This is a genomic window from Stenotrophomonas sp. NA06056, assembly GCF_013364355.1.
Lineage (GTDB): Bacteria > Pseudomonadota > Gammaproteobacteria > Xanthomonadales > Xanthomonadaceae > Stenotrophomonas.
Genome location: NZ_CP054931.1, coordinates 2,552,253 through 2,573,302, shown reverse-complemented (window position 1 = coordinate 2,573,302; position 21,050 = coordinate 2,552,253). Strand labels below are relative to the sequence as shown.

Below are 21,050 nucleotides of genomic sequence, written 5' to 3'. Positions count from 1 at the left end.
GAATCGACTGGCGTGCCTGCATGTTCAAACCCATTCCCGTGGCCATTGGCCTGCGCTACCTGCGCGCCAAACGCCGCAACGGCTTCATCTCCTTCATTTCGATGGCATCGATCCTGGGCATCGCGCTCGGGGTGACGGTGCTGATCACCACGCTGGCGGTGATGAGCGGATTCCAGAAGGAGATCCGCAGCCGCCTGCTGCAGATGACCGCGCACACCACCATCAGCCGTGACGGCGAACCGATGCCGGACTGGATGCGCGTGGTCGACGTGGCCAGCAAGGATCCGCGCGTCGCCGGTGCTGCACCATACATCGAGATCCAGTCGATGATCAGTGGCCCGCGTGTGCAGGGCGCGATCATCCAGGGTATCGACCCGGCGCTGGAGCCGAAGGTGTCGGTGATCGACAAGAAGGTCACCAAGGGCAGCTACGGCAGCCTGACCCCGGGTAGCTTCAACCTGCTGCTGGGCAAGGAACTGGCGGTCTGGCTGGGCGTGGATGTCGGTGACCAGGTGCTGGTGACGTTCGCGGAAGTGCAGGGCACGCCGGCCGGCGCGGTGCCACGCATGAAACGCTTCACCGTCAGCGGCATCTTCGAGGCCGGTTACAACGAAGTCGATCGCGGTGTGGGTTTTGCCAACATGAAAGACCTCGAGCGCGTACTGCGTTCCGACGGTGCCACCGGCGTCCGCCTGAAACTGCATGACATGGATCGCTCACTGGAGGTGGGCGTGGACCTGGCGCAGAACCTCGGCGGCGCCTATCGGGTCAGCGACTGGACCCAGCAGAACGCCAACCTGTATCACTCGCTGCGCATGGAAAAGGTAGTGATGGGCATCCTGCTCTCGCTGATCATCGCCATGGGCGCGTTCAACCTGGTGTCCTCGCAGGTGATGCTGGTGACCGACAAGCAGGCCGACATCGCGATTCTGCGCACCCTGGGCCTGACCCCGGGCGGGGTGATGCAGGTGTTCATGGTGCAGGGCTCGCTGATCGGCATCTTCGGCACCCTCGCGGGCCTGATCGGAGGCATCACCCTGACACTGAACCTGGAGCGCATCCTCGGTGCCATCGAGTCGGTGTTCAAGGTCAAGCTGCTGCCGGAGGACGTGTACTACATCACCGGCCTGCCGACCGACATGCAGACCAGCGACATCGTGGTGATCACCCTGATTGCGCTGCTGATGAGCTTCCTGGCCACTTTGTATCCCGCCTGGCGGGCAGCACGCACCCAGCCGGCGGAGGCCCTGCGTTATGAATAAGGTCTTCAACCGCGGCGATGAAGTGATCCGTGCAGAAACGCTGGGCAAGACCTACGCCGAAGGGCGCATGCAGACCCCGGTGTTCGATGGCCTGGACCTGACGGTGACCGCCGGCGAGACGGTTGCGATCATCGGTGCCTCCGGTGCCGGCAAGAGCACGCTGCTGCACCTGCTGGGTGGGCTGGACACGCCCACCGCGGGCGAGGTCTATGTCACCGGCCAGCGCATGTCCGCGCTGTCGGACACCTCGCGCGGCCTGCTGCGCAACCAGGCGCTGGGTTTCGTTTACCAGTTCCACCACCTGCTGCCGGAATTCACCGCGCTGGAAAACGTGATGATGCCGGTGATGCTGGCCGGTACCGCCGTGGCGGAGGCCAGCACGCGCGCGACTGCGTTGCTGGAAGCGGTGGGCCTCGGCCATCGCCTGGACCACAAGCCCGGCGAATTGTCCGGTGGCGAACGCCAGCGTGCCGCGGTGGCGCGCGCGCTGGTCAATCACCCGGCCTGCGTGCTGGGCGACGAGCCTACCGGCAACCTGGATGACCGCACTGCCGCGACCGTGTTCGAGCTGATGCTCGAGCTCAACCGTGCCCGCCACACCAGCCTGGTGCTGGTCACCCACGACCGCTCGTTGGCGCGACGCCTGGACCGTGTGCTGGAGCTGCGCGAAGGGCGCCTGCACGCGCTGGCCCACGCCGACGTCTGACCTGCTTGGTAGAGGCCGACCTTGGTCGGCTGCTCCTGCAGGCCGAGCGCCAACCAAGGTTGGCGACTACCAGGGTTGCAAGCGACCGGAAAGCCGCCGACCGGCGGCTGAATCGGGCTGCCAGCCGTCGCGCCGGCGCTGCCTGACTGGGCGCATGATGTGCACAGTTTCCCTGTGGAGATCGCCATGAAGACCCCGCTGTTGATCGCCGGGCTGTGCCTGGCCCTGGCTGGCTGTGCAACCACCGGCCGCTTGGGCAGTGCCGAGAAGCTGGACTTGTATCGCGCCCACGCCGGTGCGCCACAGAAGGACATGCAGTTCTTCGGTAGTCTCAACGGCTGGACCGAACTGGGCGACAGCGCGCTGGCGGTCTGGACCAAGCCCAGCGAGGCCTACCTGCTGGAGCTGAGCGGGCCCTGCCCGGATCTGTCCTACGCACCCGCGATCGGATTGACCAGCCATATGGGCCGCGTTTCCGCGCCGTTCGACAAGGTGCTGGTGCGCGATCCCACCGGTGGCCCGCGCATGCCGTGCTTCATCAAGACCATCCGCAAGCTGGACGTGAAGTCGCTGCGGGCGGAGGAAAAGGAAATGCGCCAGGCGCAGGTGCAGGAACGCGAGGAGCCCACGTCGCCTGCGAGGTGATGCGGTAGTGCCGGCCGCTGGCCGGCAACCTGGGACATCTGGGATGCCGGCCAGCGGCCGGCACTACCGGTTGTCAGGCTTCCGGTACGAAACCAGCCGGCTTCTCCGCGTCCTTCTCGAACAGGAACTTCACCAGTTCCGTTTCCAGGAGTGCGCGATGCTCCGGCTTTCGCGGAGAGAGACGGTTCTCGTTGATCAGCATGGTCTGGTGTGCCAGCCACGCGGTCCACGCCGGTTTGCCGATGTGGTTGAACACACGCTGGCCCAGCTCGCCCGGGTAAGGCACGAAGTCCAGGCCCTCGGCATCGCGTTGTTCGTACTGGCAGAAGACGGTTCGGGGCATGGCACTCACTCGTGGTTGCGGGATTTCGCGACAGTTCGCTTCGGGGCCTGGATGGGCGTGCCATCAAGCAGTTTTCGGATGGGGGCTGGCAAGCCCAGTGCAGACAGTTCGGCGGCGTCGACCCAGCGCAGAGTAGGTTCTTCCACGCGCAGGCCGTGCACCTGCCGTGACAATACCTGCAGATGCAGTCTGTAGTGGCTGAAGGTGTGCTGCAGCATCGGTAGTTCTTCGGCATCTTCCAGCGAACCATCGACGTGTGCGTCGAACCAGTCCTGCAGCTCGCTGCCCGCATCGGCCTGCGGAAGCGTCCACAGCTGCGCCCAGATGCCGGTATCCGGCCGCTTCTGCAGCAGCACGCGCTGCTGCTTGTCGCGCAGCAGCAGGGCCACCGCTTCGCGCTCGGGCAGCGTCTTGCTGGGTTTGGGCGTGGGGAGTTCAGCAGTTCGGCCTTCGCGGCGCGCCACGCATTCGGCCTGTAGCGGGCAGATCACGCAGGCGGGTTTGGCCCGGCTGCAGACCGTCGCACCGAGGTCCATCTGCGCCTGGGTGTAGTCGGCCATGCGTCCGGCCGGTACTTGGGCGACCTGCGTTTCGGCGATGGCCCACAGCTGCTTTTCGATCGCGGGCAGGCCAGGAAAGCCGTCGACGCCGTGATAGCGGCTGAGCACGCGCTTGACGTTGCCGTCGAGGATCGCGAACGGGTCGTTCCACGCTTGGCTGAGGATCGCGCCAGCGGTGCTGCGACCGATGCCGGGCAGGGCGTGCAAGGCATCGAAATCACGCGGCAGGTCACCATCGTGCAGTTCCACGCAGCGCTTGGCGGCGGTGTGCAGGTTACGCGCGCGAGCGTAGTAACCCAGTCCGGCCCACTGCGCCATCACCGCATCGTTGCTGGCGGCGGCGAGGTCGGGCAGGGTGGGGAAGTGCTGCAGGAATCGATGGAAGTACGGAATGACCGTTGTCACCTGGGTCTGCTGCAGCATGATCTCCGACAACCAGACCCGGTAGGGGCTGCGCGGATGCTGCCAAGGCAGGTCGTGGCGGCCGTGGTCGTCGAACCAGTGCAGCAGGCGGGCGACGAAGCCGTGCTCGGCGGCTGGCATGGCGCTGGCGTTCGGCTGGCGGGGCATCGGTACTCCAAAAGGCAGCCACCCATGGGGTGGCTCTACTACGGCAACGGCTCTACCGGGTTGCAGTAGAGCCACGCCATGCGTGGCTGCACGGCGTATCAGGCAGTACCCAATGCTTCCGGCAACAGGGCGTCGACGAAAGCTTCCGGATCGAACACGCGCAGGTCTTCCGGGCGCTCGCCGATGCCGGCGAAACGGATCGGAATGCCGAATTCACGGGCCAGCGCAAACACCACGCCGCCCTTGGCGGTACCGTCCAGCTTGGTCACCACCAGGCCGGTCACCTTGACCGCGGCGTTGAACTGGCGCAGCTGCGAAAGCGCGTTCTGGCCAGTGGTGCCATCGATCACCATCAGCACTTCGTGCGGCGCGTTCTCGTCGATCTTGCCAAGCACGCGGCGGATCTTGCCCAGCTCGTTCATCAGCCCGGACTGGGTGTGCAGGCGGCCGGCGGTATCGGCGATCAGTACCGACGTGCCACGGGCCTTGCCCGCCTGCAACGCGTCGTAGGCGACCGAGGCGGCATCGGCGTTCTGCCCCTGCGCGACCACGGCCACGCCGTTGCGCTCGCCCCAGATCTGCAGCTGGGCCACGGCGGCAGCCCGGAAGGTATCGCCAGCGGCCAGCATCAGGCTGTGGCCCTCGTCCTTGAAGCGCTTGGCCAGCTTGCCGATGGTGGTGGTCTTGCCGACGCCGTTGACGCCGACGGTCAGCACCACGAAGGGCTTGGCGTTGCGGTCGATGACCAGCGGCTTTGACACCGGCTGCAGGATCGCGATGAGGTCGGCGCGCAGTGCCGCCAGCAGGGCATTGGCATCGTTGAATTCGCGCGCCTTCATGCGCTTGCGCAGGTCGGCGATCAGGTCGGTGGTGGCGGCAACGCCGACGTCGGCGGTCAGCAGCGCGGTCTCGATCTCATCCAGCAGGTCGTCATCGAGTTTGGGATTGCGCGAGAACAGGCCACCGAAACTGCGGGCGAAAGCGCTGTTGCGCAGGCGCTCGCGCCAGCCGGGCTTGCCGGCCGGGGCCGCCGGGGCATCGACCAGTACCGGCAGGTCGGCGGCGGGGGCGGCCGGTTCCTGCGCTGGGATGACCGGGGCCAGCGGAGCGAGGACCGCAGCGGCGGCGGCCGCTTCGGCTGCGAAATTCTCCGGTGCCAGCACGCGTTCCGGCAGGGCTTCGGCAGTGGTTTCCTGCGGCGCTTCCAGCGTTGCCTGCGGGGGCGGTGCTGCTGACGTTGCGGGCGCGGCGATTTCGGGTGTGGCGACTGGCACCGGCGCTTCCACCACGGGCGGGGCTACCGGTGCGGCCGGGGCCTGCTCGGGCGGCGCGGCCGACGGGAATGCCGCCGCCAGCTCTTCAGCCGAGTAGTGCTGGGTCTTGGGCGCGTCCGGTGTGACGGCGTCCTGGGGCTTCTTGCGACGGAAAAAACTGAGCATTGGCAAAAGGCGCTGAAATCAGAGGGATATGCTACCACCCGGGCCTGTCTGGCCGGCGTGGACTCAAGGTCGCGGCCGCGCGGCCGTTAACCGGTCCGGAGGGCTGCGTTGGGTGGCCTGGGAGACCCCCCGATGAACGATGTGACCGGTATTGCCCTCAGCGGGATGCGTGCGGCCCAGCAGGGTGTGCAGGTGGCCGCGCACAACGTGGCCAACCTGACGACCCTGGATGCACCGCGCCTGCAACTGCAGCGCGAAGCGGCAGCGCAGGGCGGGGTGGACGCCCGCGTGACTTCCGTCGGCGGCAGCGACCTCGCTGCGCCGCTGGGTGACCTGTTGGCCGCCAAGGCTGAAGTGCTGGTCTTTGCTGCCAACGCGGCGGTAATCCGCCGCGAGGACCAGATGCTTGGCTCGCTGCTGGATCGACGGGCCTGATCCGAGCGGTTCTTGGTGGGGCCTGATCCGACCGGCTCTGATAGGTGCCAACCGAGGTTGGCACCCACCTGACCGGGAGATCCCGGCGTCGATCAGGCCGACAGCTCCAGCAGCAGCTTGTTCAGACGGGCCACGTAAGCACCCGGATCCTTCAGGCTGTCGCCGGCGGCCAGTGCGGCCTGGTCGAACAGCACCCGGCCCAGGTCGTCGAAACGTGCGCCGTCGGCTTCGGCATCCAGCTTGGCGATCAGCGGATGACCCGGGTTGATCTCCAGTACCGGCTTGCTGTCGGGTACCTTCTGCCCGCTGGCTTCCAGGATCTGGCGCATCTGCAGGCCCAGGTCCTGTTCGCCGATGGCCAGCACCGCCGGTGAATCGGTCAGGCGGTGCGAGACGCGCACTTCGGCCACGTCATCGCCGAGCACGGTCTTCAGGCGCTCGACCAGGCCTTGCTTGTCCTTCGCTGCCGCCTCCTGTTCCTGCTTGTCGGCTTCGCTTTCCAGCGCGCCCAGGTCCAGGTCGCCACGGGCGATGTCGACGAAGCCCTTGCCGTCGAAATCGGTCAGGTAGCCCATCAGCCATTCATCGATGCGATCGGTCAGCAGCAGGACTTCGATGCCCTTCTTGCGGAACACTTCCAGGTGCGGGCTGTTGCGCACCTGGCTGTAGCTCTCGCCGGTCAGGTAATAGATCTTGTCCTGGCCTTCGGCCATGCGGCCGATGTAATCGGCCAACGACACGCTCTGTGCATCGGCCTCGCCACGGGTGGAGGCGAAGCGCAGCAGGCCGGCCACCTTCTCACGGTTGTTGTAGTCCTCGGCCGGGCCTTCCTTCAGCACCTGGCCGAATTCCTTCCAGAACGTGGCGTACTGCTCGGGCTTGTCGGCGGCCAGCTTGTCCAGCATGTCCAGCGAACGCTTGGTCAGCGCAGCCTTCATCGAATCGATGACCGGGCCGGACTGCAGGATCTCGCGCGAGACGTTCAGCGACAGATCGTTGGAATCGACCACGCCCTTGATGAAGCGCAGGTACAGCGGCAGGAACTGCTCGGCCTGGTCCATCACGAACACGCGCTGCACGTACAGCTTCAGGCCCTTGGGCGCATCGCGGTGGTACAGGTCGAACGGCGCACGGCCCGGCACGTACAGCAGCGAGGTGTACTCCAGCTTGCCTTCAACCTTGTTGTGGCTCCACGCCAGCGGGTCGCTGTGATCGTGGGCGACGTGCTTATAGAACTCGGTGTACTCCGAATCGCTGATCTCGGTGCGCGGGCGGGTCCACAGCGCGCTGGCGCGGTTGACGGTTTCCCACTCGATCGCGGCGCCTTCTTCAGCGTCTTCCTTCGGCATCTGGATCGGCAGGCCGATGTGGTCCGAATACTTCTTGAGGATGCTGCGCAGGCGCCAGCCGTCGGCGAAGTCGTGCTCGCCATCCTTCAGGTGCAGGACGATGCGGGTGCCGCGCTCGGCCTTGTCGATGGTGGCGACGTCGAAATCGCCTTCGCCACGCGAGGTCCAGCGCACGCCTTCATTGGCTGCCAGACCGGCGCGACGCGAGGTGACTTCGACTTCATCGGCGACGATGAAGGCGCTGTAGAAGCCGACGCCGAACTGGCCGATCAGCTGCGAATCCTTCTTCTGGTCGCCGGACAGCTGGCGCAGGAAGTCGCCGGTGCCGGACTTGGCGATCGTGCCCAGATGGGCGATGGCTTCGGCGCGGCTCATGCCGATGCCGTTGTCTTCGATGGTGATGGTGTGGGCGGCCGGATCGAAGCTGACGCGCACGCGCAGTTCGCTGTCGCCTTCCAGCAGGGCAGGCTGGGTCAGGGCTTCGAAGCGCAGCTTGTCGGCGGCGTCGGCGGCGTTGGAGACCAGCTCGCGGAGGAAGATTTCCTTGTTGGAGTACAGCGAGTGGATCATCAGCTGCAGCAGCTGCTTGACTTCGGTCTGGAAGCCAAGGGTTTCGGTCTGGATCGTCTCGGTCATCAGGTAGGGCTCCATGTGCGGTGCCGCGTCAGCGCGTGCGGCCTCGCCAAGGGGTAAGGGTGATTGTCCCGAAATCAAGGGGTTGGTCGGGCAGGGCTGCGCCCTGCACCCGCAGAGGCCAGGGCAACAGCAACAGCGGACATTCCGTGGGATGGCGGGGCGGTGTGGGTGGGCAGGACGCGCCGTAAACCCATCCATGGGGGCTCGATGGCGCCATCCATGGCGCCAACGGTCCTGCCAACCCACACCACCCCGCCTTCGACAGATCGTCGCGACCTGCAGTAGATCCACGCCATGCGTGGATGAAATCTCCCAGATATCGAAATCCAAACCAGGGTCAGATCCGTTTTCCTACGGAAAACGGATCTGACCCCAAGAGTCGTTCCGACAGATCGCAGGAAACTGTCGAAGGCGGGGTGGGTCCGGTTGCGGGGGCGTGAGCGCCATGGATGGCGCGACCGAGCCTCCATGGACGGATTCACGGCGTCCCCCGCAACCGGACCCACCCCGCCAACCCACAGGGATCAAGCTTTTGAAGTTGCTTCGGCTGTTGCTTCGGCCTCTGCGGGTGCCGGGCGCCGCCCGGCCGAACTACAATCCTGCTCATGCTGAAATTCTCGAATGAACCCCGCCGGGGGCGCCGATGAGCGGCCGTGGGGGCAATGACGGCCAGGTCCGCATCATCGGCGGACGCTGGCGCAATACCCGCCTGCCGGTCCCGACCCTGCCGGGGTTGCGGCCCAGCAGCGACCGCGTGCGCGAGACCCTGTTCAACTGGTTGATGCCCAGACTGGGCGGCGCGCGGGTGCTGGACCTGTTCGCCGGCAGTGGCGCGTTGGGCCTGGAGGCCGTCTCGCGCGGCGCCGCCCACGCCACTCTGGTCGAGCGCGACGCGCAGCTGGGACGCAATCTGACCGCGGCCGTGGCCAAGCTGCAGGCCTCCGACCAGGTCACCGTCGTGCAGGCCGATGCCCTGCGCTGGCTGCAGAGCGCGCCGGCGCAGCAGGCCGATCTGGTCTTCATCGACCCGCCGTTCGCCGATGGCCTGTGGCAGGACGTGCTGGCCCAGCTGCCGCGACACCTGGCCGCCGATGCCTGGCTGTATCTGGAATCGCCGGCCAGCCACGTGCCGGTGCTGCCGCCGGAATGGCTGCTGCACCGCGATGGCAGCACCCGCGAGGTGCGCTTTGCCCTGTACCGCCGTGCCACTGCTACACTTTGACCTCATCTGAACATCTGCAACCGCCCATGACCGTGGCCAACCGCCGCATCGCCGTCTATCCCGGCACGTTCGACCCCATCACCAACGGTCACATCGACCTGGTGAGCCGGGCCGCGCCGCTGTTTGAAAAGGTCGTGGTGGGCGTGGCGCAGAGCCCCTCGAAGGGACCTGCACTGCCGCTGGAACAGCGCGTGCAGCTGGCGCGTGGCGCTCTGGGCCACCACGGCAACGTCGAGGTCATCGGCTTCGATACGCTGCTGGCCCATTTTGTACGTTCGGTGCAGGGCGGCGTGCTGCTGCGCGGGCTGCGCGCGGTGTCCGACTTCGAATACGAATTCCAGATGGCGAGCATGAACCGCCACCTGATTCCGGAGGTCGAGACCCTGTTCCTGACCCCGGCCGAGCAGCACAGCTTCATCTCGTCCTCGCTGGTCCGCGAGATCGCACGCCTGGGTGGCGATGTGTCCGGCTTCGTGCCGGCCGCCGTGCTCGAGGCGCTGCGCAAGGTCCGCGAAGCGAAGTCGGCGCAGTCGTAAGCCCTGCCCAGCAGTAGATCCTGTAGTACCACGCACCCTATTACGCACACCAACACGCAACATTCCGGGAGGAAACCCATGAACAACACCATGCGCGCGATGCTGATCGCCTCGTTTGCCCTGGCTTTCACCGCCTGCAAGAAGGAAGAAGCCGCTCCGGTCGACGAAGCCAAGCAGGCGCTGGTCGCGCCGGCCAAGGAAGACGACGCAGGCTGGAAGAAGTACCTGCAGGAAGTGGCCATCCAGAACATGGGCAACATCACCAACAGCCCGTTCCTGTACTACCTCTCGCCGGAAACCGACCCGGACTTCCAGGCCAAGTACGAGCGCCAGACCGAAAGCGCGACCCAGGCCGTGGCCCGTGGCGTGCAGCCGGGCAACATGCTGGCCTTCGGTTCGTCGGCCTCGGGCAAGATGGCTGACATGATCCAGGTCGTGTTCAAGGACGTCTCGCCGGATTCCATGAAGGGCGTGCGCGTGGTGTTCATCGGCCAGTCCGCCGACAACGCCCGCGTCCAGGCCGTGGTCCAGCCGACCGGTGCCGAGTACATTTTCGTCGAAGCCAAGTAAGACCGAGCCGAGGCGGTCGTGCTGCGGCACGACCCGGGCGGCGCCCTGCGATGGGCGCCGCTGATGACCTGACCGGCCCGCGCGCCCGCGCAGTCCGGTCCTTGTCCCAAGGCGCGGGCGTGGAGTATCGCCATGTCGCTGAAAATCAATGAGCTCTGCGTCAACTGTGACGTATGCGAGCCGGCCTGCCCGAACCAGGCCATCACGATGGGTGAAACCATCTACGTGATCGACCCCGCCCGCTGTACCGAGTGCGTGGGCCATTTCGACGAACCGCAGTGCGTGGTCGTGTGCCCGGTCGAATGCATCGACCCGGATCCGGACATCGTCGAAACCGAAATCGAGCTGCTGGCCAAGTTGCGCCAACTGCAGCACGATCATCCCGAACTCTATGCGGAGCCCCCATCCGAATGAAGCCGTTCGCCCGCCCCCTGTTGTTGCTCGGCCTGCTGCTGAGCCCCATCGCCTGGGCAGATGCCCCGGCCCGCGCCGAGCGTCCTGACGGCGCGGCCATCGCCAGCGGACACGCCTTGGCCACCCAGGCCGGTGTCGACATCCTGGCCCAGGGCGGCAATGCCTTCGACGCGGCGGTGGCGGTCTCCTCCACCCTGGCCGTGGTCGAGCCGATCAGCTCCGGCCTCGGTGGCGGCGGTTTCTTCCTGCTGCATGATGCGGCCACCGGCAAGGACGTGATGCTGGACGCGCGCGAGACCGCGCCGGCCGCAGCCACGCCGCAGGCCTTCCTCGACAAGAAGGGCGACCTGGACCGCGACCGATCGGTCAACGGCCCGTGGTCGGCCGGCATTCCGGGCCTGCCGGCGGCACTGGTCGAGCTGTCGGCCAAGCACGGCAAGCTGCCGCTGGCGGCCTCGCTGCAGCCGGCGATCCGCATCGCGCGTGAGGGCTTCCCGGTGTACGACCGCATGGCCAAGGGTTATGCCTCGCGCCGTGAAGTGATGGAGCGTTACCCCGGCACGCGCGAGGTCTACCTGCGCAACGGCAAGCCGATCGCCACCGGTGACCTGTTCAAGCAGCCGGAACTGGCGCAGACCCTGGAGCGCCTGGCTGCCGGTGGCTTCGATGGCTTCTACAAGGGCCAGACCGGCAAGCTGCTGCTGGCCGGCGTGAAGCAGGCCGGCGGCAAGTGGACCGCCGAAGAACTGGCTGGCTACCGCGTGAAGCAGCGCGCGCCGATCGTCTTCAACTACAACGGCTGGAAGATCACCACTGCACCGCCGCCGTCCTCCGGTGGCATCGCCCTGGCCAGCATGCTGCAGATCCTGGAAGGCTGGGACATCAAGCAGATGGATGCGGCGCACCGCACCCATCTGGTGGTCGAGTCGATGCGCCGTGCCTACCGTGACCGTACCTTCTTCCTTGGCGATCCGGATTTCGTGCAGATCCCGCAGAAGGTGCTGGCCAGCAAGGACTACGCGCAGGGCCTGCGTGCCACCATCCACCCGGAAAAGGCCACCCCCAGCGACCTGCTGTCGGGTAATCCGACGCCGTTGGAGGATGACGAGACCACCCATTTCTCGATCATCGACCGTGATGGCAATCGTGTCGGCGCCACCCAGACCGTCAACCTGCTGTACGGCTCGGGCCTGATTCCAAAGGGCACCGGTGTGCTGCTGAACAACGAGATGGACGACTTCGCGCTGAAGCCGGGCACGCCCAACGCCTTTGGCGTGATGGGCTACGCCGCCAATGCACCGAAAGCGGGCAAGCGCATGCTCAGCTCGATGACGCCGACGTTCATGGAGAACGACGACAAGGTGATCGTGCTGGGCACGCCTGGTGGCAGCCGCATCATCACCATGGTGCTGCTGGGCATCCTCGGCTACGACGCTGGCCTGGATGCGCAGCAGGTCGCCGCGCTGCCGCGCTACCACCACCAGTGGCTGCCGGACCTGATCGAGGCCGAGAGCAACGCGTTTGACGCTGCCACCATCAAGCAGCTGCAGGCGATGGGCCACAAGATCGACCTGCCGGGTGAAGTCGCCGCCGGTGGTCGTGGTTCCAGCCATGTGTGGGGCAACCTGCAGACGGTGGAATGGGACCGCAAGGCCAACAAGCTGTTTGGCGGCAGCGATCCGCGCAACCCGGTCGGCAGCGCCCAGGTCGTGCCGGCCCCCTGATCCGGCGGAAGCGCCGGGCCATGCCCGGCGGACGCAGATCTGAGAACCCCGCCCGCAACGGCGGGGTTTTTCATTTCCCCGCTAGCGATTATTTAACGAGCGGCCACCGATAATTGCGTCATGAAACTATGGTCGATCCGCGGTAATACACAACGCCTGGATGGCGGTGCGATGTTCGGCAATGCACCGCGTGCGTTGTGGGAAAAATGGGCAGCACCGGATGAGCTCAATCGCATCGAGCTGGCTTGCCGGGCGTTGTTGGCCAGCCCGCTGGAAGGCAAGACGGTGCTGTTCGAAACCGGCATCGGTGCGTTTTTCGATCCGCGCATGCGCGAGCGCTATGGCGTGCAGGAAAGCCAGCATGTGCTGATCGATTCACTGCGCGAAGCCGGCTTCGAGCACGAAGACATCGACGTGGTGGTGCTCAGCCATCTGCACTTCGATCATGCCGGTGGCCTGCTGGCAGCGTGGCGCGAAGGTCGTGAAGCGGAACTGCTGTTCCCCAATGCGACGTACGTGGTCGGTGCGCAGCATTGGCAGCGTGCGTTGCAGCCGCACCCGCGCGATCGTGCCAGCTTCATTCCGGAACTGCCGGGCCTGCTGCAGGCCAGTGGACGCCTGGAAGTGGTGGACGGTGAGTATTCGAAGGTGCTCGGCCACAGCGTGCGTTTCAGCTACAGCGACGGCCACACGCCGGGGCTGATGCTGGCCGAGATCGTGGGGCAGGGGCGCGCAGGCGAAAGGGCGCACGGCGGCGTGGTGTTCTGCGCCGACCTGATTCCCGGTCGTTCGTGGGTGCACGTGCCGATCACGATGGGGTACGACCGCAATGCCGAACTGTTGATCGACGAGAAGCGGCAGTTCCTGGAAGACAAGCTGGCGCGCAACGTGCATCTGTTCTTCACCCATGACCCGCAGGTGGCATTGGCGCAGGTTGGGCGGGATGAGAAAGGGCGTTTCGTTACGCTGCACGAGCAGGGTGAGCTGAAGGCGCGGGCGTTGGGGTGAGGTTTGCCGGCAGGGCTGCGCCCTGCACCTGCCGAATCAACGGCAACGGCAACAGCAACAGCAACAGCAACAGCAACAGCAACAGCAACAGCGGGCTATCCGTGGGGTGGCGGGGCGGTGTCGGATGGCGGGGACGCCGCAAGTACGTCCCTGTAGGCTTGGCAGCCGCATCCATGCGGCTGACACCCCGCAATCCGACACCGCCCCACCTTCGACCGTTTTCCGGTGGCCAGTACATCCACGCCATGCGCGCATAGGTTCGAGGTGACGGTCAGTAGATCCACGCCATGCGTGGATGGGCCTTTCTTCGCTGTTCTTACGATGCCTTGAGGCAGCTGCTCATGAAGGTCTTGCGGGCGTCACCGGCGAGCTTCTTGGTGGCGGCGTCGGCGTTGCACTTCTTCATGCGTTCCTGCGGCGTGGTGGGGGTTGCCGGGGCGGCTGCGTGTGAGCTCAGGCATGCGCTCTGCGCGGACTTGTAGGCGTCGCCTTTAAGCCCCTTGTTCTTGGCCGAGCAGTCGGCCATGCGCTGCTGCTGTGGGGTGGTTGCGTTGGCGGCAAGCGGGAGGCTGACCAGCAGGGCGGCGGCGAGCAGGAAAGAGGCTTTCATGGTGGCTCCAGGGCAGGGCGGGTGCGCGGAGCATTCGCCCGTCGCCGCAAAGCCGGCGTGAAGGTGCCTGGAGCAGGTGGAGCACTTGCTTTCGAAAGCGCTCCGATCCCGGTCGATCTCAGCCCACGCGGGTACCGAAGATGCGGTCGCCGGCATCACCCAGGCCCGGCAGGATGTAGCCCTTTTCGTTGAGTTGCGCGTCGATCGCGGCGGTGTAGATCTCCACGTCCGGGTGCACGGCCTTGACGGCTTCGATGCCTTCCGGCGCGGCGACCAGGAAGATCCCCTTGATGCGGCGGGCGCCAGCGCGCTTGAGCATGTCGATGGTGGCGATCAGGGTGCCGCCGGTGGCCAGCATCGGGTCGAGGATCAGCGCATCGCGCTCCTCCAGGCGGCCGGTCAGACGCTCGAAGTAGGGCACCGGTTGCAGGGTTTCTTCATCGCGCTGCAGGCCGACCACGCTGACGCGGGCCGCCGGAATCAGCGACAGCACGCCGCTGAGCATGCCCAGGCCGGCACGCAGGATCGGCACCACGGTGATCTTGGCGCCGGCGATGCGCTGCACGGTGACCGGGCCGGACCAGCCCGGCAGGGTATGCGGCTCGGTTTCCAGGTCGGCGGTGGCCTCATAGGCCAGCAGCGTGCCAAGTTCGTTGGCCAGTTCGCGGAAATCCTTGGTGCTGAGCGCGGCGTTGCGCATCAGGCCGATCTTGTGCTGCACCAGCGGGTGGCGCACTTCGACGATCTTCATGGGAGGGTCTGGCAGAAGGGGAGAGCCCCATTTTAAGCGGAATGCGCGGTGCTGCCGAGCCGGTCCGGCAGGCCGGGCTCCACCGGTGTCATGCCCATGCAACCTCGCGGACATACCGTGCTGACCCAATCTTTACACCGTTGGGGATAGCTGTGCAGAAGAAGAACACGTTGGGCCTGGCAATCAGCCTCTCGCTGCTGGTGACGGCCAGCCCGTCGGTGCTGGCGGCCGAAACCGCTTCCGCTGCAGTTGCAGGCGGTGCCGCTGCTGCGACCGATCTGGACCGCATCGAAGTGCGTGCACAGCTGGAATCGCAGGTCCGCGCGGTTGACCTCAAGCGCAGCAGCGATGCCATCGAGGACGCCGTGTCTTCCGACGCGCTGGGCCAGTACCCGGACAAGAACGTGGCCGAGTCGCTGCAGCGCCTGCCGGGCATCAGCGTGACCCGCGACCAGGGGGAAGGCCGTTTCGTGGTGGTGCGTGGCCTGGATGCAAACCTCAACAGCGTCAGCGTCGACGGCATCGCCATCGGCACCCCGGAAGATTCCAGCCGTGCTGCGCCGCTGGATGTGATTCCGTCCGATTCGACCGAGCGCCTGCGCGTGGTCAAGTCGCCGACCCCGGACATGCCGGGCGACGCCATCGGCGGCGCGATCCTGGTCGAGTCGGCCTCGGCCTTCGATCGTGATGGCCGCAGCCTGCGTGGCAAGATCGAAGCCAGCCACCAGCAGTTGTCCGGCGAAACCAGCCCGAAGGCTGCCTTCAACTACAGCGAAGTGTTCAATGACACCTTCGGCGTGGCGCTGGGTGTGAACTACCAGAAGCGCACGTTCGAGTCGGACAATACCGAAGTGGAGTACGACGGCGAGGACGATGCTGCGCCGGGCGACGTCACCGCGATCAACCTGCAGCACCGCAAGTACGAAATCGAGCGCAAGCGCATCGGCGCCAACCTCAACCTGGACTGGCGCCCGAACGAGGACAGCAAGTACTACCTGCGTGCGCTGTACAGCCAGTTCGACGATGCCGAAACCCGCCAGCGCGTGATCTTCAATTTCGACGACGCGAAGATGGTCAAGACCGGTACCGACCAGTACCGGCTGGACGGCATGCCGAAGGATTCCATCGACAAGCGCATGCGCTACCGCACCAAGGAAGAGAACACCTTCGCGGCCAGCCTGGGCGGCGAGAACAAGTTGACCAACGCGGTGGTCGATTACAAGGTTGGTTTCACCCGTACCGAAGAGCGGGTGAACGATGAGATGGAGGCGCGCTTCAAGCTCAACGGCAAGGCGTTCAACGGCACCCTGGACCAGAGCAGCCGCCTGCCCAGCTACAGCTTCGACAATCCGCAGTGGCTGGACAACGGCAGCTACGCGTTCGATCGCTTCGTGCTCTCGCCCAAGCAGGTGAACGACAAGGAACACAGTGCGCAGGTCAACGTACGCTTCGACGGCGACACCAGCAGCATCAAGTTCGGTGTGCTGGGGCGCTGGCGCGATCGCGACGTCAACGTCGACGAAAGCGAGCTGCGCGTCGGCCCGAAGGTCGCGCTGTCGAGCTGGACCACCGGCTCGCCCGACCACCGCCACGGCACTCTGGGTGACGGCATGGATTCGGACGCCATGCGTGCGTTCTGGGCGGCCAACGGCGGCCAGTACAGCGCCCGTCCGCAGGACGTCGGCGCCAATGCGATGACGTCGTTGGAAGAGGACTACACCGCGAGTGAAGACATCTTCGCCAGCTATGCCATGGGTACCTGGGATGTCGGTGCGCTGCGCATCATCGGTGGCGTGCGCGTGGAGAACACCCGCTTCAAGGCCGAGGGCAACCAGGTCGATGTGGCTGCCAACGGCCGCAGCTACACGGTGACCCCGCGCGTTGCCAACAGCAGCTACACCAACGTGCTGCCGGGCCTGCACCTGCGCTATGACGCGGCCGACGACTGGGTGCTGCGTGCCTCGGCCAACAAGACGGTTTCGCGCCCCTCCTTCGGCGATATCTCGCCGCGCGTCGGCTACAGCCGCGGCGACGAGGAAGTGCGCCTGGGTAATCCGGAGCTGGACCCGTACGAGTCGAAGAACATCGATCTGTCGGTCGAGAAGTACCTGGGCAGCACCGGCATCGTCTCGCTCGGTCTGTTCCACAAGTCCATCGACGGCTACATCGTGCAGACCGTGCGTACCAATGATCCGGCGTACGGCGGTTTCGACGTGACCCAGCCGATCAACGGCCGCAAGGCCACGGTGCGGGGTGCGGAGCTGAACTGGCAGCAGCAGCTGGCCTTCCTGCCCGCCGGCCTGGACGGCCTGCTGGTGGGCGCCAGCGGCACCTGGCTGGACACCGGATTCGACGCCGGCATCGAGGATCGCGCCGGTGAGGACTTCACCTTGCCGCGCGCCTCCAAGCACGTATACAGCGCACACATCGGCTATGAAAAGTACGGCCTCAGCACGCGCCTGGCGGCGGTGTACCGCAGCGAGTACCTGGACACGATCGGCAAGGGCCGTGCGTTCGATATCTACGTGGCACCCAACACCCAGCTCGACTTCTCGCTTGACTACAAGTTCAACGCGAACGTGAGCCTGTACTTCGAAGCGCAGAACCTGCTGGACAAGCCGTTGGAGCTGTACCAGGGCACGCGCTCGCGCACCCTGCAGCTGGAGGAATATGGCCGCACCTACGCCGTTGGCCTGAAGGTGGCACTGTGATGGTGCGCGGCATGACCCTGATGGCCGCCTCGCTGGCAGCCGTTCTTGCCGCCGGCTGCTCGCCGGCAGCAGACAAGGTGCCGGCAGCGGCTGCAGCCACTGACGCTGCGGCAACCGCGGAGCGCAAGGTGGCGACCATCGCCGAGGCGTTCCTGACTCCGATGACCCCGGCCGACAACATCGATTCGCCGGCTGCCTGGCAGGCACCGGATGGCAAGACCTGGCTGATTGCCACGGCCAAGGCCACCGACAAGCTGGTGGTCTACGACGGCAGCAATGGCCAGCACCTGCGTGAGGTCGGCAGCACCGGCGCCGGCCTTGGCCAGTTCGATCGTCCCAATGGCATTGCAGTGACCGATGACCTGCTGTGGATCGTCGAGCGCGACAACCACCGTGTGCAGGTGCTGTCACTGCCGGACTTCACTCCGTTGGCCACCTTCGGTGCCGACGACCTGCGCAAGCCCTACGGCCTGTGGGTGGACCGTCGCGCCGATGGTTACAGCGTCTACGTCACCGACTCCTGGGACAACGGCGAGGACGCGCAGGGCAAGGACATCCTGCCGCCGCTGGCCGAGCTGGACAAGCGCGTGCGCCAGTACCACGTGATCCGCGACGGCACTCAGGTCCAGGCAACGCTGGCGGCCAGCATCGGTGATACCAGCGAAGCCGGCGCGCTGCGCGTGGTCGAATCGATCTGGGGTGATCCGGCCAATGATCGCCTGCTGATCGCCGAAGAGGACGAAAGCTACGCCAGCGAATTCAAGGTCTACACCCTGGCCGGACGCTTCACCGGCACCACCTTCGGTCGGGACGTGTTCAAGGCGCAGGCCGAAGGCGTGATGTTGCGCACCTGCGGCAAGGACGGCTGGTGGATCACCACCGAGCAGGGCAAGCAGCGCAGCGTGTTCCATCTGTTCGACCGCCATACGCTGAAGCCGGTGGGCGCGTTCCAGGGCAATACCGTGGCCAACACCGACGGCATCTGGATGATGCAGCAGCCGACGCCGCGGTTCCCGCACGGCGCGTTGTATGCGGTGCACGATGACCAGGGCGTGGTGGCGTTCGACTGGGAGAGCATTGCAAAGCAGCTGGCCCTGCCGCTGGAGTGCGGTTCTTGAGCGGGCGTTCGATGCGCGCGCTTGCGCTCGGCCTGCTGTTGGCCCTGCCGTCGCTGGCGCCGGCGGCCGCCGAGCCCAACACCCAGGTGCCGTCGGGCAGCCGTTACTACGCGGCCGCACCGGTGCCGGATCGCATCGTCGCCTCTCCGTCGGTCGACCCCGCCCACGGTTTTGCGGTGGCCTGGCGCACCGATGGCAGTGTGCAGTCGCCGCTGCTGCAGATCGCACTGGCCGACGATTCGCCGGCCATCGAGGGCATCCGCGAGGTGCGCGCGAAGACCCAGCTGCTGCAGACCGAGAATGGTCTGTCGCATCATCATCGCGCCGACATCGATGGCCTGCAGCCGGACACTCTGTATGTCTACCGCGTACAGGGTAACGGCAGCTGGAGCGCCTGGAACCAGCTGCGCACGCTGGCCGCGGCCGACCAGCCGCTGACCCTGCTGTATTTCGGCGATACCCAGAACAAGAACGTGAGCCATGTCAGCCGGGTGGTGCGGGCCGCACAGAAGGCTGCTCCGGATGCACGGATCAGCCTGTTCGCCGGTGATCTGGTCAGCGGTGGCGACAACATGGATGACAGCGAATGGGGTGAGTGGTTCGCTGCCACCAGCTGGCTGGCGCAGGAAACCCTGGTAGCCCCGGCGATCGGCAATCATGAGTATTTCGAGGAATTCGAGGACACTCCGCAGGAGCGCCGCGTGCTGGGCAAGCATTGGCCGGTGACGTTCGCGCTGCCGGGCAATGGCGCCACCGCCGCCCAGCAGACCAGCTACTGGTTCGATGCGCAGGGCGTGCGCGTGGCCGTGGTCGATGGCACGTCGGCGCTCGACCTGGGCACCGCCAAGGCACAGGCACAGTGGCTGGACAAGGTGCTGACCGGCAATCCGCAGCCGTGGACCATCGTGCTGCTGCACCAGCCGTTCTACTCGCCGCGCGAAGGGCGCGAGAACGCCGCGTTGCGTGACGTGCTGCTGCCGGTGGTACGCCGCCACAACGTCGACCTGGTGCTGCAGGGCCACGATCACACCTATGGTCGCCGTGGTGAAGGGCAGGCCGCGACGCCGCAGTATGTGGTTACCGTGGCGGGACCGAAGCAGTACCGCCTTTCCGACGAAGCGCGCAGGACGATGGACCCGGTGGCCGAAGACACCCAGCTGTTCCAGGTGTTGAACATCGATCCGCAGCACCTGCGCTATGAAGCACGCACCGTGACCGGCCGTCTCTACGATGCCTTCGAACTGCGCCGCGATGCCAACGGTGGCAAGCAGCGCACGGAGCTGACCGAAGGCCGCATCACGCCACGCGACTGCCCGCGTGCGCAGACCGCCAAGGGTCGTGCCGACCGCTGCTGGGAGTGAGGACAGACCGATGAGCACGCGCCCCCGCTTCGCCCCCATGGCCGCCATTGCCGTTGCCCTGTTGCTGATGGGCAGCGCGGTGGCCGCTGCGGATACGGTACTGCATCCGTTCCTGACCGCTCAGCCGAAGCAGGCGCCGCAGGAAAACAAGATGGGCGAAGCCATGCAGCGGCTCGAAAAGTAGATCCACGCCATGCGTGGATTGAATCTTCCCGTGCACCATCCACGCATGGCGTGGATCTACTGCATCGCGTCCAGGAACCGTTCTGCTTCATCCGTACCACCCAGCAGCGCCGAAGCAGGCGCCGCAGGAAAGAAAGTCGGGTGGGTGATGAGGGAAGCCATGAAGTAGATCCACGCCATGCGTGGATTGAGCCTTCCGGTACACCATCCACGCATGGCGTGGATCTACTGCATCGCATCCAGGAACCGTTCTGCTTCGTCCGTGCTGCCCAGCACCGCAGTGACCGCACGCAGCGCCGCTGTGCGATGAACGGGACGGATTCCACCGTCGTCGTCATCGCTGTACAGATCCTCATCGGCATCCAGATACACGCTCCCCGCCGCGGCGAGCGCGGCCATCAGCGTCAGCACGTCCGCAACGAAGTCACCGCCGTCCCAGTGCCCCGCGCCATGACGGGCGAACAGCACGCGGCCGTCGTTGATGTCGAGGATGAGGGGATCGGCGCCACGGTCGGCGATCACCAGCCAGTGCGCTGGCCAGTCGCTGATCGGCTCGCCATCAATGCCATTCCAGCGGTAGCCTGCCTGATACGCCCACAGGCGTTGCAGCGGCGGCAGCCACACCTCCACGCCCGGAACGGTGATGCCGCTGGGGCCTTTGGCAGGATTGAACACCACACCGAACGGGCCGACGCGCGCATAGAATCCAGCCAGCGCGTCTGGCAACGGGAACGGCCCTTGCCACGCGTCAGCGGATTGCGGTTGCAGGCGGCCGAAGCGGGCAAACGTGGCGCGAAGATCATCCATGACGAGGGCAGGGCGAAAGCGGAAGAGCACGCAGCCTAGCAGAGCCGGTCGCACGCATCGCCTTCACCCTCAATAGCTATCATGGCCGCC

At 66.0% G+C, this 21,050-nt stretch carries 20 protein-coding genes and 1 pseudogene; 14 read left to right on the top strand and 7 right to left on the bottom strand.

The window, feature by feature from the left end; translation table 11 throughout:
* Positions 1–20 precede the first annotated feature (20 nt).
* From HUT07_RS11430 to HUT07_RS11420, 3 genes are all read left to right on the top strand, one after another.
* Entirely contained in the window at positions 21–1,262 is a 1,242-nt protein-coding gene (locus HUT07_RS11430; protein ID WP_176021044.1) for a lipoprotein-releasing ABC transporter permease subunit, read from the top strand.
* Positions 1,255–1,968: a lipoprotein-releasing ABC transporter ATP-binding protein LolD gene (lolD, locus tag HUT07_RS11425; RefSeq protein ID WP_176021043.1), complete on the top strand. Its 714-nt coding sequence runs from the start codon at positions 1,255–1,257 to the stop codon at positions 1,966–1,968. Before HUT07_RS11430 ends, lolD begins: the two co-directional genes overlap by 8 nt.
* 186 nt (positions 1,969–2,154) lie before the next feature.
* Entirely contained in the window at positions 2,155–2,613 is a 459-nt protein-coding gene (locus HUT07_RS11420; RefSeq protein ID WP_176021042.1) for a DUF6491 family protein, read from the top strand.
* A 73-nt stretch (positions 2,614–2,686) separates the two neighbouring features.
* On the opposite strand, the gene HUT07_RS11415 is transcribed toward HUT07_RS11420, so the two are convergent.
* From HUT07_RS11415 to ftsY, 3 genes are all read right to left on the bottom strand, one after another.
* Complete coding sequence (locus tag HUT07_RS11415) at positions 2,687–2,956, bottom strand: oxidative damage protection protein (protein ID WP_132825380.1); 270 nt, start codon at positions 2,954–2,956, stop codon at positions 2,687–2,689.
* A gap of 5 nt (positions 2,957–2,961) precedes the next feature.
* A complete protein-coding gene (mutY, locus tag HUT07_RS11410; RefSeq protein WP_176021041.1) occupies positions 2,962–4,086 on the bottom strand; it encodes an A/G-specific adenine glycosylase in 1,125 nt (374 codons plus the stop codon).
* Between the two features lie 98 nt (positions 4,087–4,184).
* Positions 4,185–5,525, bottom strand: a complete 1,341-nt coding sequence (gene ftsY / locus HUT07_RS11405) for a signal recognition particle-docking protein FtsY (RefSeq protein WP_176021040.1) — start codon at positions 5,523–5,525, stop codon at positions 4,185–4,187.
* A 132-nt stretch (positions 5,526–5,657) separates the two neighbouring features.
* On the opposite strand from ftsY, the gene HUT07_RS11400 reads away from it, so the two are divergent.
* Positions 5,658–5,960, top strand: a complete 303-nt coding sequence (locus tag HUT07_RS11400; RefSeq protein ID WP_176021039.1) for a hypothetical protein — start codon at positions 5,658–5,660, stop codon at positions 5,958–5,960.
* A 92-nt stretch (positions 5,961–6,052) separates the two neighbouring features.
* Here the strand turns inward: HUT07_RS11400 and htpG are convergent, their stop codons facing one another.
* Positions 6,053–7,945 carry a molecular chaperone HtpG gene (gene htpG, locus HUT07_RS11395; protein ID WP_176021038.1) on the bottom strand — a complete coding sequence of 631 codons (1,893 nt, stop codon included), beginning with the start codon at positions 7,943–7,945 and terminating at the stop codon, positions 6,053–6,055.
* 643 nt (positions 7,946–8,588) lie between these two features.
* Between htpG and rsmD the strand changes: the two genes are divergently transcribed.
* The 6 genes from rsmD to HUT07_RS11365 all read left to right on the top strand — a co-directional run bounded on the left by rsmD (position 8,589) and on the right by HUT07_RS11365 (position 13,419).
* Positions 8,589–9,167, top strand: a complete 579-nt coding sequence (rsmD, locus tag HUT07_RS11390) for a 16S rRNA (guanine(966)-N(2))-methyltransferase RsmD (protein ID WP_176021037.1) — start codon at positions 8,589–8,591, stop codon at positions 9,165–9,167.
* Between the two features lie 26 nt (positions 9,168–9,193).
* On the top strand, positions 9,194–9,703 hold the full coding sequence (coaD, locus tag HUT07_RS11385; RefSeq protein WP_006433094.1) for a pantetheine-phosphate adenylyltransferase: 510 nt from the start codon (positions 9,194–9,196) through the stop codon (positions 9,701–9,703).
* A gap of 78 nt (positions 9,704–9,781) precedes the next feature.
* Positions 9,782–10,273 (top strand): hypothetical protein, encoded by a 492-nt coding sequence (locus tag HUT07_RS11380; protein ID WP_089240385.1) that lies wholly within the window; start codon positions 9,782–9,784, stop codon positions 10,271–10,273.
* Between the two features lie 132 nt (positions 10,274–10,405).
* Positions 10,406–10,687 carry a YfhL family 4Fe-4S dicluster ferredoxin gene (locus tag HUT07_RS11375; protein WP_025878828.1) on the top strand — a complete coding sequence of 94 codons (282 nt, stop codon included), beginning with the start codon at positions 10,406–10,408 and terminating at the stop codon, positions 10,685–10,687.
* Positions 10,684–12,411, top strand: coding sequence for a gamma-glutamyltransferase (gene ggt, locus HUT07_RS11370; RefSeq protein ID WP_176021036.1), 1,728 nt, complete (start codon positions 10,684–10,686; stop codon positions 12,409–12,411). The genes HUT07_RS11375 and ggt overlap by 4 nt, the downstream gene beginning before the upstream one ends.
* Before the next feature lie 120 nt (positions 12,412–12,531).
* Positions 12,532–13,419, top strand: a complete 888-nt coding sequence (locus HUT07_RS11365) for an MBL fold metallo-hydrolase (RefSeq protein WP_176021035.1) — start codon at positions 12,532–12,534, stop codon at positions 13,417–13,419.
* Positions 13,420–13,735: 316 nt separating this feature from the next.
* Here the strand turns inward: HUT07_RS11365 and HUT07_RS11360 are convergent, their stop codons facing one another.
* Both HUT07_RS11360 and upp read right to left on the bottom strand, forming a co-directional pair.
* Positions 13,736–14,029, bottom strand: coding sequence for a PsiF family protein (locus tag HUT07_RS11360; RefSeq protein ID WP_176021034.1), 294 nt, complete (start codon positions 14,027–14,029; stop codon positions 13,736–13,738).
* 118 nt (positions 14,030–14,147) lie between these two features.
* Positions 14,148–14,780 carry a uracil phosphoribosyltransferase gene (upp, locus tag HUT07_RS11355; protein WP_089240393.1) on the bottom strand — a complete coding sequence of 211 codons (633 nt, stop codon included), beginning with the start codon at positions 14,778–14,780 and terminating at the stop codon, positions 14,148–14,150.
* 152 nt (positions 14,781–14,932) lie between these two features.
* On the opposite strand from upp, the gene HUT07_RS11350 reads away from it, so the two are divergent.
* The 4 genes and pseudogenes from HUT07_RS11350 to HUT07_RS11335 all read left to right on the top strand — a co-directional run.
* Positions 14,933–17,491 (top strand): TonB-dependent receptor, encoded by a 2,559-nt coding sequence (locus HUT07_RS11350; protein ID WP_176021033.1) that lies wholly within the window; start codon positions 14,933–14,935, stop codon positions 17,489–17,491.
* Complete coding sequence (locus HUT07_RS11345) at positions 17,491–18,609, top strand: phytase (protein WP_176021032.1); 1,119 nt, start codon at positions 17,491–17,493, stop codon at positions 18,607–18,609. The genes HUT07_RS11350 and HUT07_RS11345 overlap by 1 nt, the downstream gene beginning before the upstream one ends.
* An 11-nt stretch (positions 18,610–18,620) precedes the next feature.
* On the top strand, positions 18,621–19,970 hold the full coding sequence (locus HUT07_RS11340; RefSeq protein ID WP_176022536.1) for a metallophosphoesterase family protein: 1,350 nt from the start codon (positions 18,621–18,623) through the stop codon (positions 19,968–19,970).
* Between the two features lie 10 nt (positions 19,971–19,980).
* A pseudogene (locus tag HUT07_RS11335) lies at positions 19,981–20,115 on the top strand (inorganic diphosphatase); the annotation flags it as partial.
* Between the two features lie 263 nt (positions 20,116–20,378).
* Here HUT07_RS11335 and HUT07_RS11330 read toward each other — a convergent pair.
* Positions 20,379–20,960: a hypothetical protein gene (locus HUT07_RS11330; protein WP_176021031.1), complete on the bottom strand. Its 582-nt coding sequence runs from the start codon at positions 20,958–20,960 to the stop codon at positions 20,379–20,381.
* Positions 20,961–21,050 lie beyond the last annotated feature (90 nt).

Coding starts and splice junctions, on each gene's coding strand:
- HUT07_RS11430 (WP_176021044.1), top strand. CDS start 21: ATGTTCAAACCCATTCCCGTGGCCATTGGCCTGCGCTACCTGCGCGCC.
- lolD (WP_176021043.1), top strand. CDS start 1,255: ATGAATAAGGTCTTCAACCGCGGCGATGAAGTGATCCGTGCAGAAACG.
- HUT07_RS11420 (WP_176021042.1), top strand. CDS start 2,155: ATGAAGACCCCGCTGTTGATCGCCGGGCTGTGCCTGGCCCTGGCTGGC.
- HUT07_RS11415 (WP_132825380.1), bottom strand. CDS start 2,956: ATGCCCCGAACCGTCTTCTGCCAGTACGAACAACGCGATGCCGAGGGC.
- mutY (WP_176021041.1), bottom strand. CDS start 4,086: ATGCCCCGCCAGCCGAACGCCAGCGCCATGCCAGCCGCCGAGCACGGC.
- ftsY (WP_176021040.1), bottom strand. CDS start 5,525: ATGCTCAGTTTTTTCCGTCGCAAGAAGCCCCAGGACGCCGTCACACCG.
- HUT07_RS11400 (WP_176021039.1), top strand. CDS start 5,658: ATGAACGATGTGACCGGTATTGCCCTCAGCGGGATGCGTGCGGCCCAG.
- htpG (WP_176021038.1), bottom strand. CDS start 7,945: ATGACCGAGACGATCCAGACCGAAACCCTTGGCTTCCAGACCGAAGTC.
- rsmD (WP_176021037.1), top strand. CDS start 8,589: ATGAGCGGCCGTGGGGGCAATGACGGCCAGGTCCGCATCATCGGCGGA.
- coaD (WP_006433094.1), top strand. CDS start 9,194: ATGACCGTGGCCAACCGCCGCATCGCCGTCTATCCCGGCACGTTCGAC.
- HUT07_RS11380 (WP_089240385.1), top strand. CDS start 9,782: ATGAACAACACCATGCGCGCGATGCTGATCGCCTCGTTTGCCCTGGCT.
- HUT07_RS11375 (WP_025878828.1), top strand. CDS start 10,406: ATGTCGCTGAAAATCAATGAGCTCTGCGTCAACTGTGACGTATGCGAG.
- ggt (WP_176021036.1), top strand. CDS start 10,684: ATGAAGCCGTTCGCCCGCCCCCTGTTGTTGCTCGGCCTGCTGCTGAGC.
- HUT07_RS11365 (WP_176021035.1), top strand. CDS start 12,532: ATGAAACTATGGTCGATCCGCGGTAATACACAACGCCTGGATGGCGGT.
- HUT07_RS11360 (WP_176021034.1), bottom strand. CDS start 14,029: ATGAAAGCCTCTTTCCTGCTCGCCGCCGCCCTGCTGGTCAGCCTCCCG.
- upp (WP_089240393.1), bottom strand. CDS start 14,780: ATGAAGATCGTCGAAGTGCGCCACCCGCTGGTGCAGCACAAGATCGGC.
- HUT07_RS11345 (WP_176021032.1), top strand. CDS start 17,491: ATGGTGCGCGGCATGACCCTGATGGCCGCCTCGCTGGCAGCCGTTCTT.
- HUT07_RS11340 (WP_176022536.1), top strand. CDS start 18,621: ATGCGCGCGCTTGCGCTCGGCCTGCTGTTGGCCCTGCCGTCGCTGGCG.
- HUT07_RS11330 (WP_176021031.1), bottom strand. CDS start 20,960: ATGGATGATCTTCGCGCCACGTTTGCCCGCTTCGGCCGCCTGCAACCG.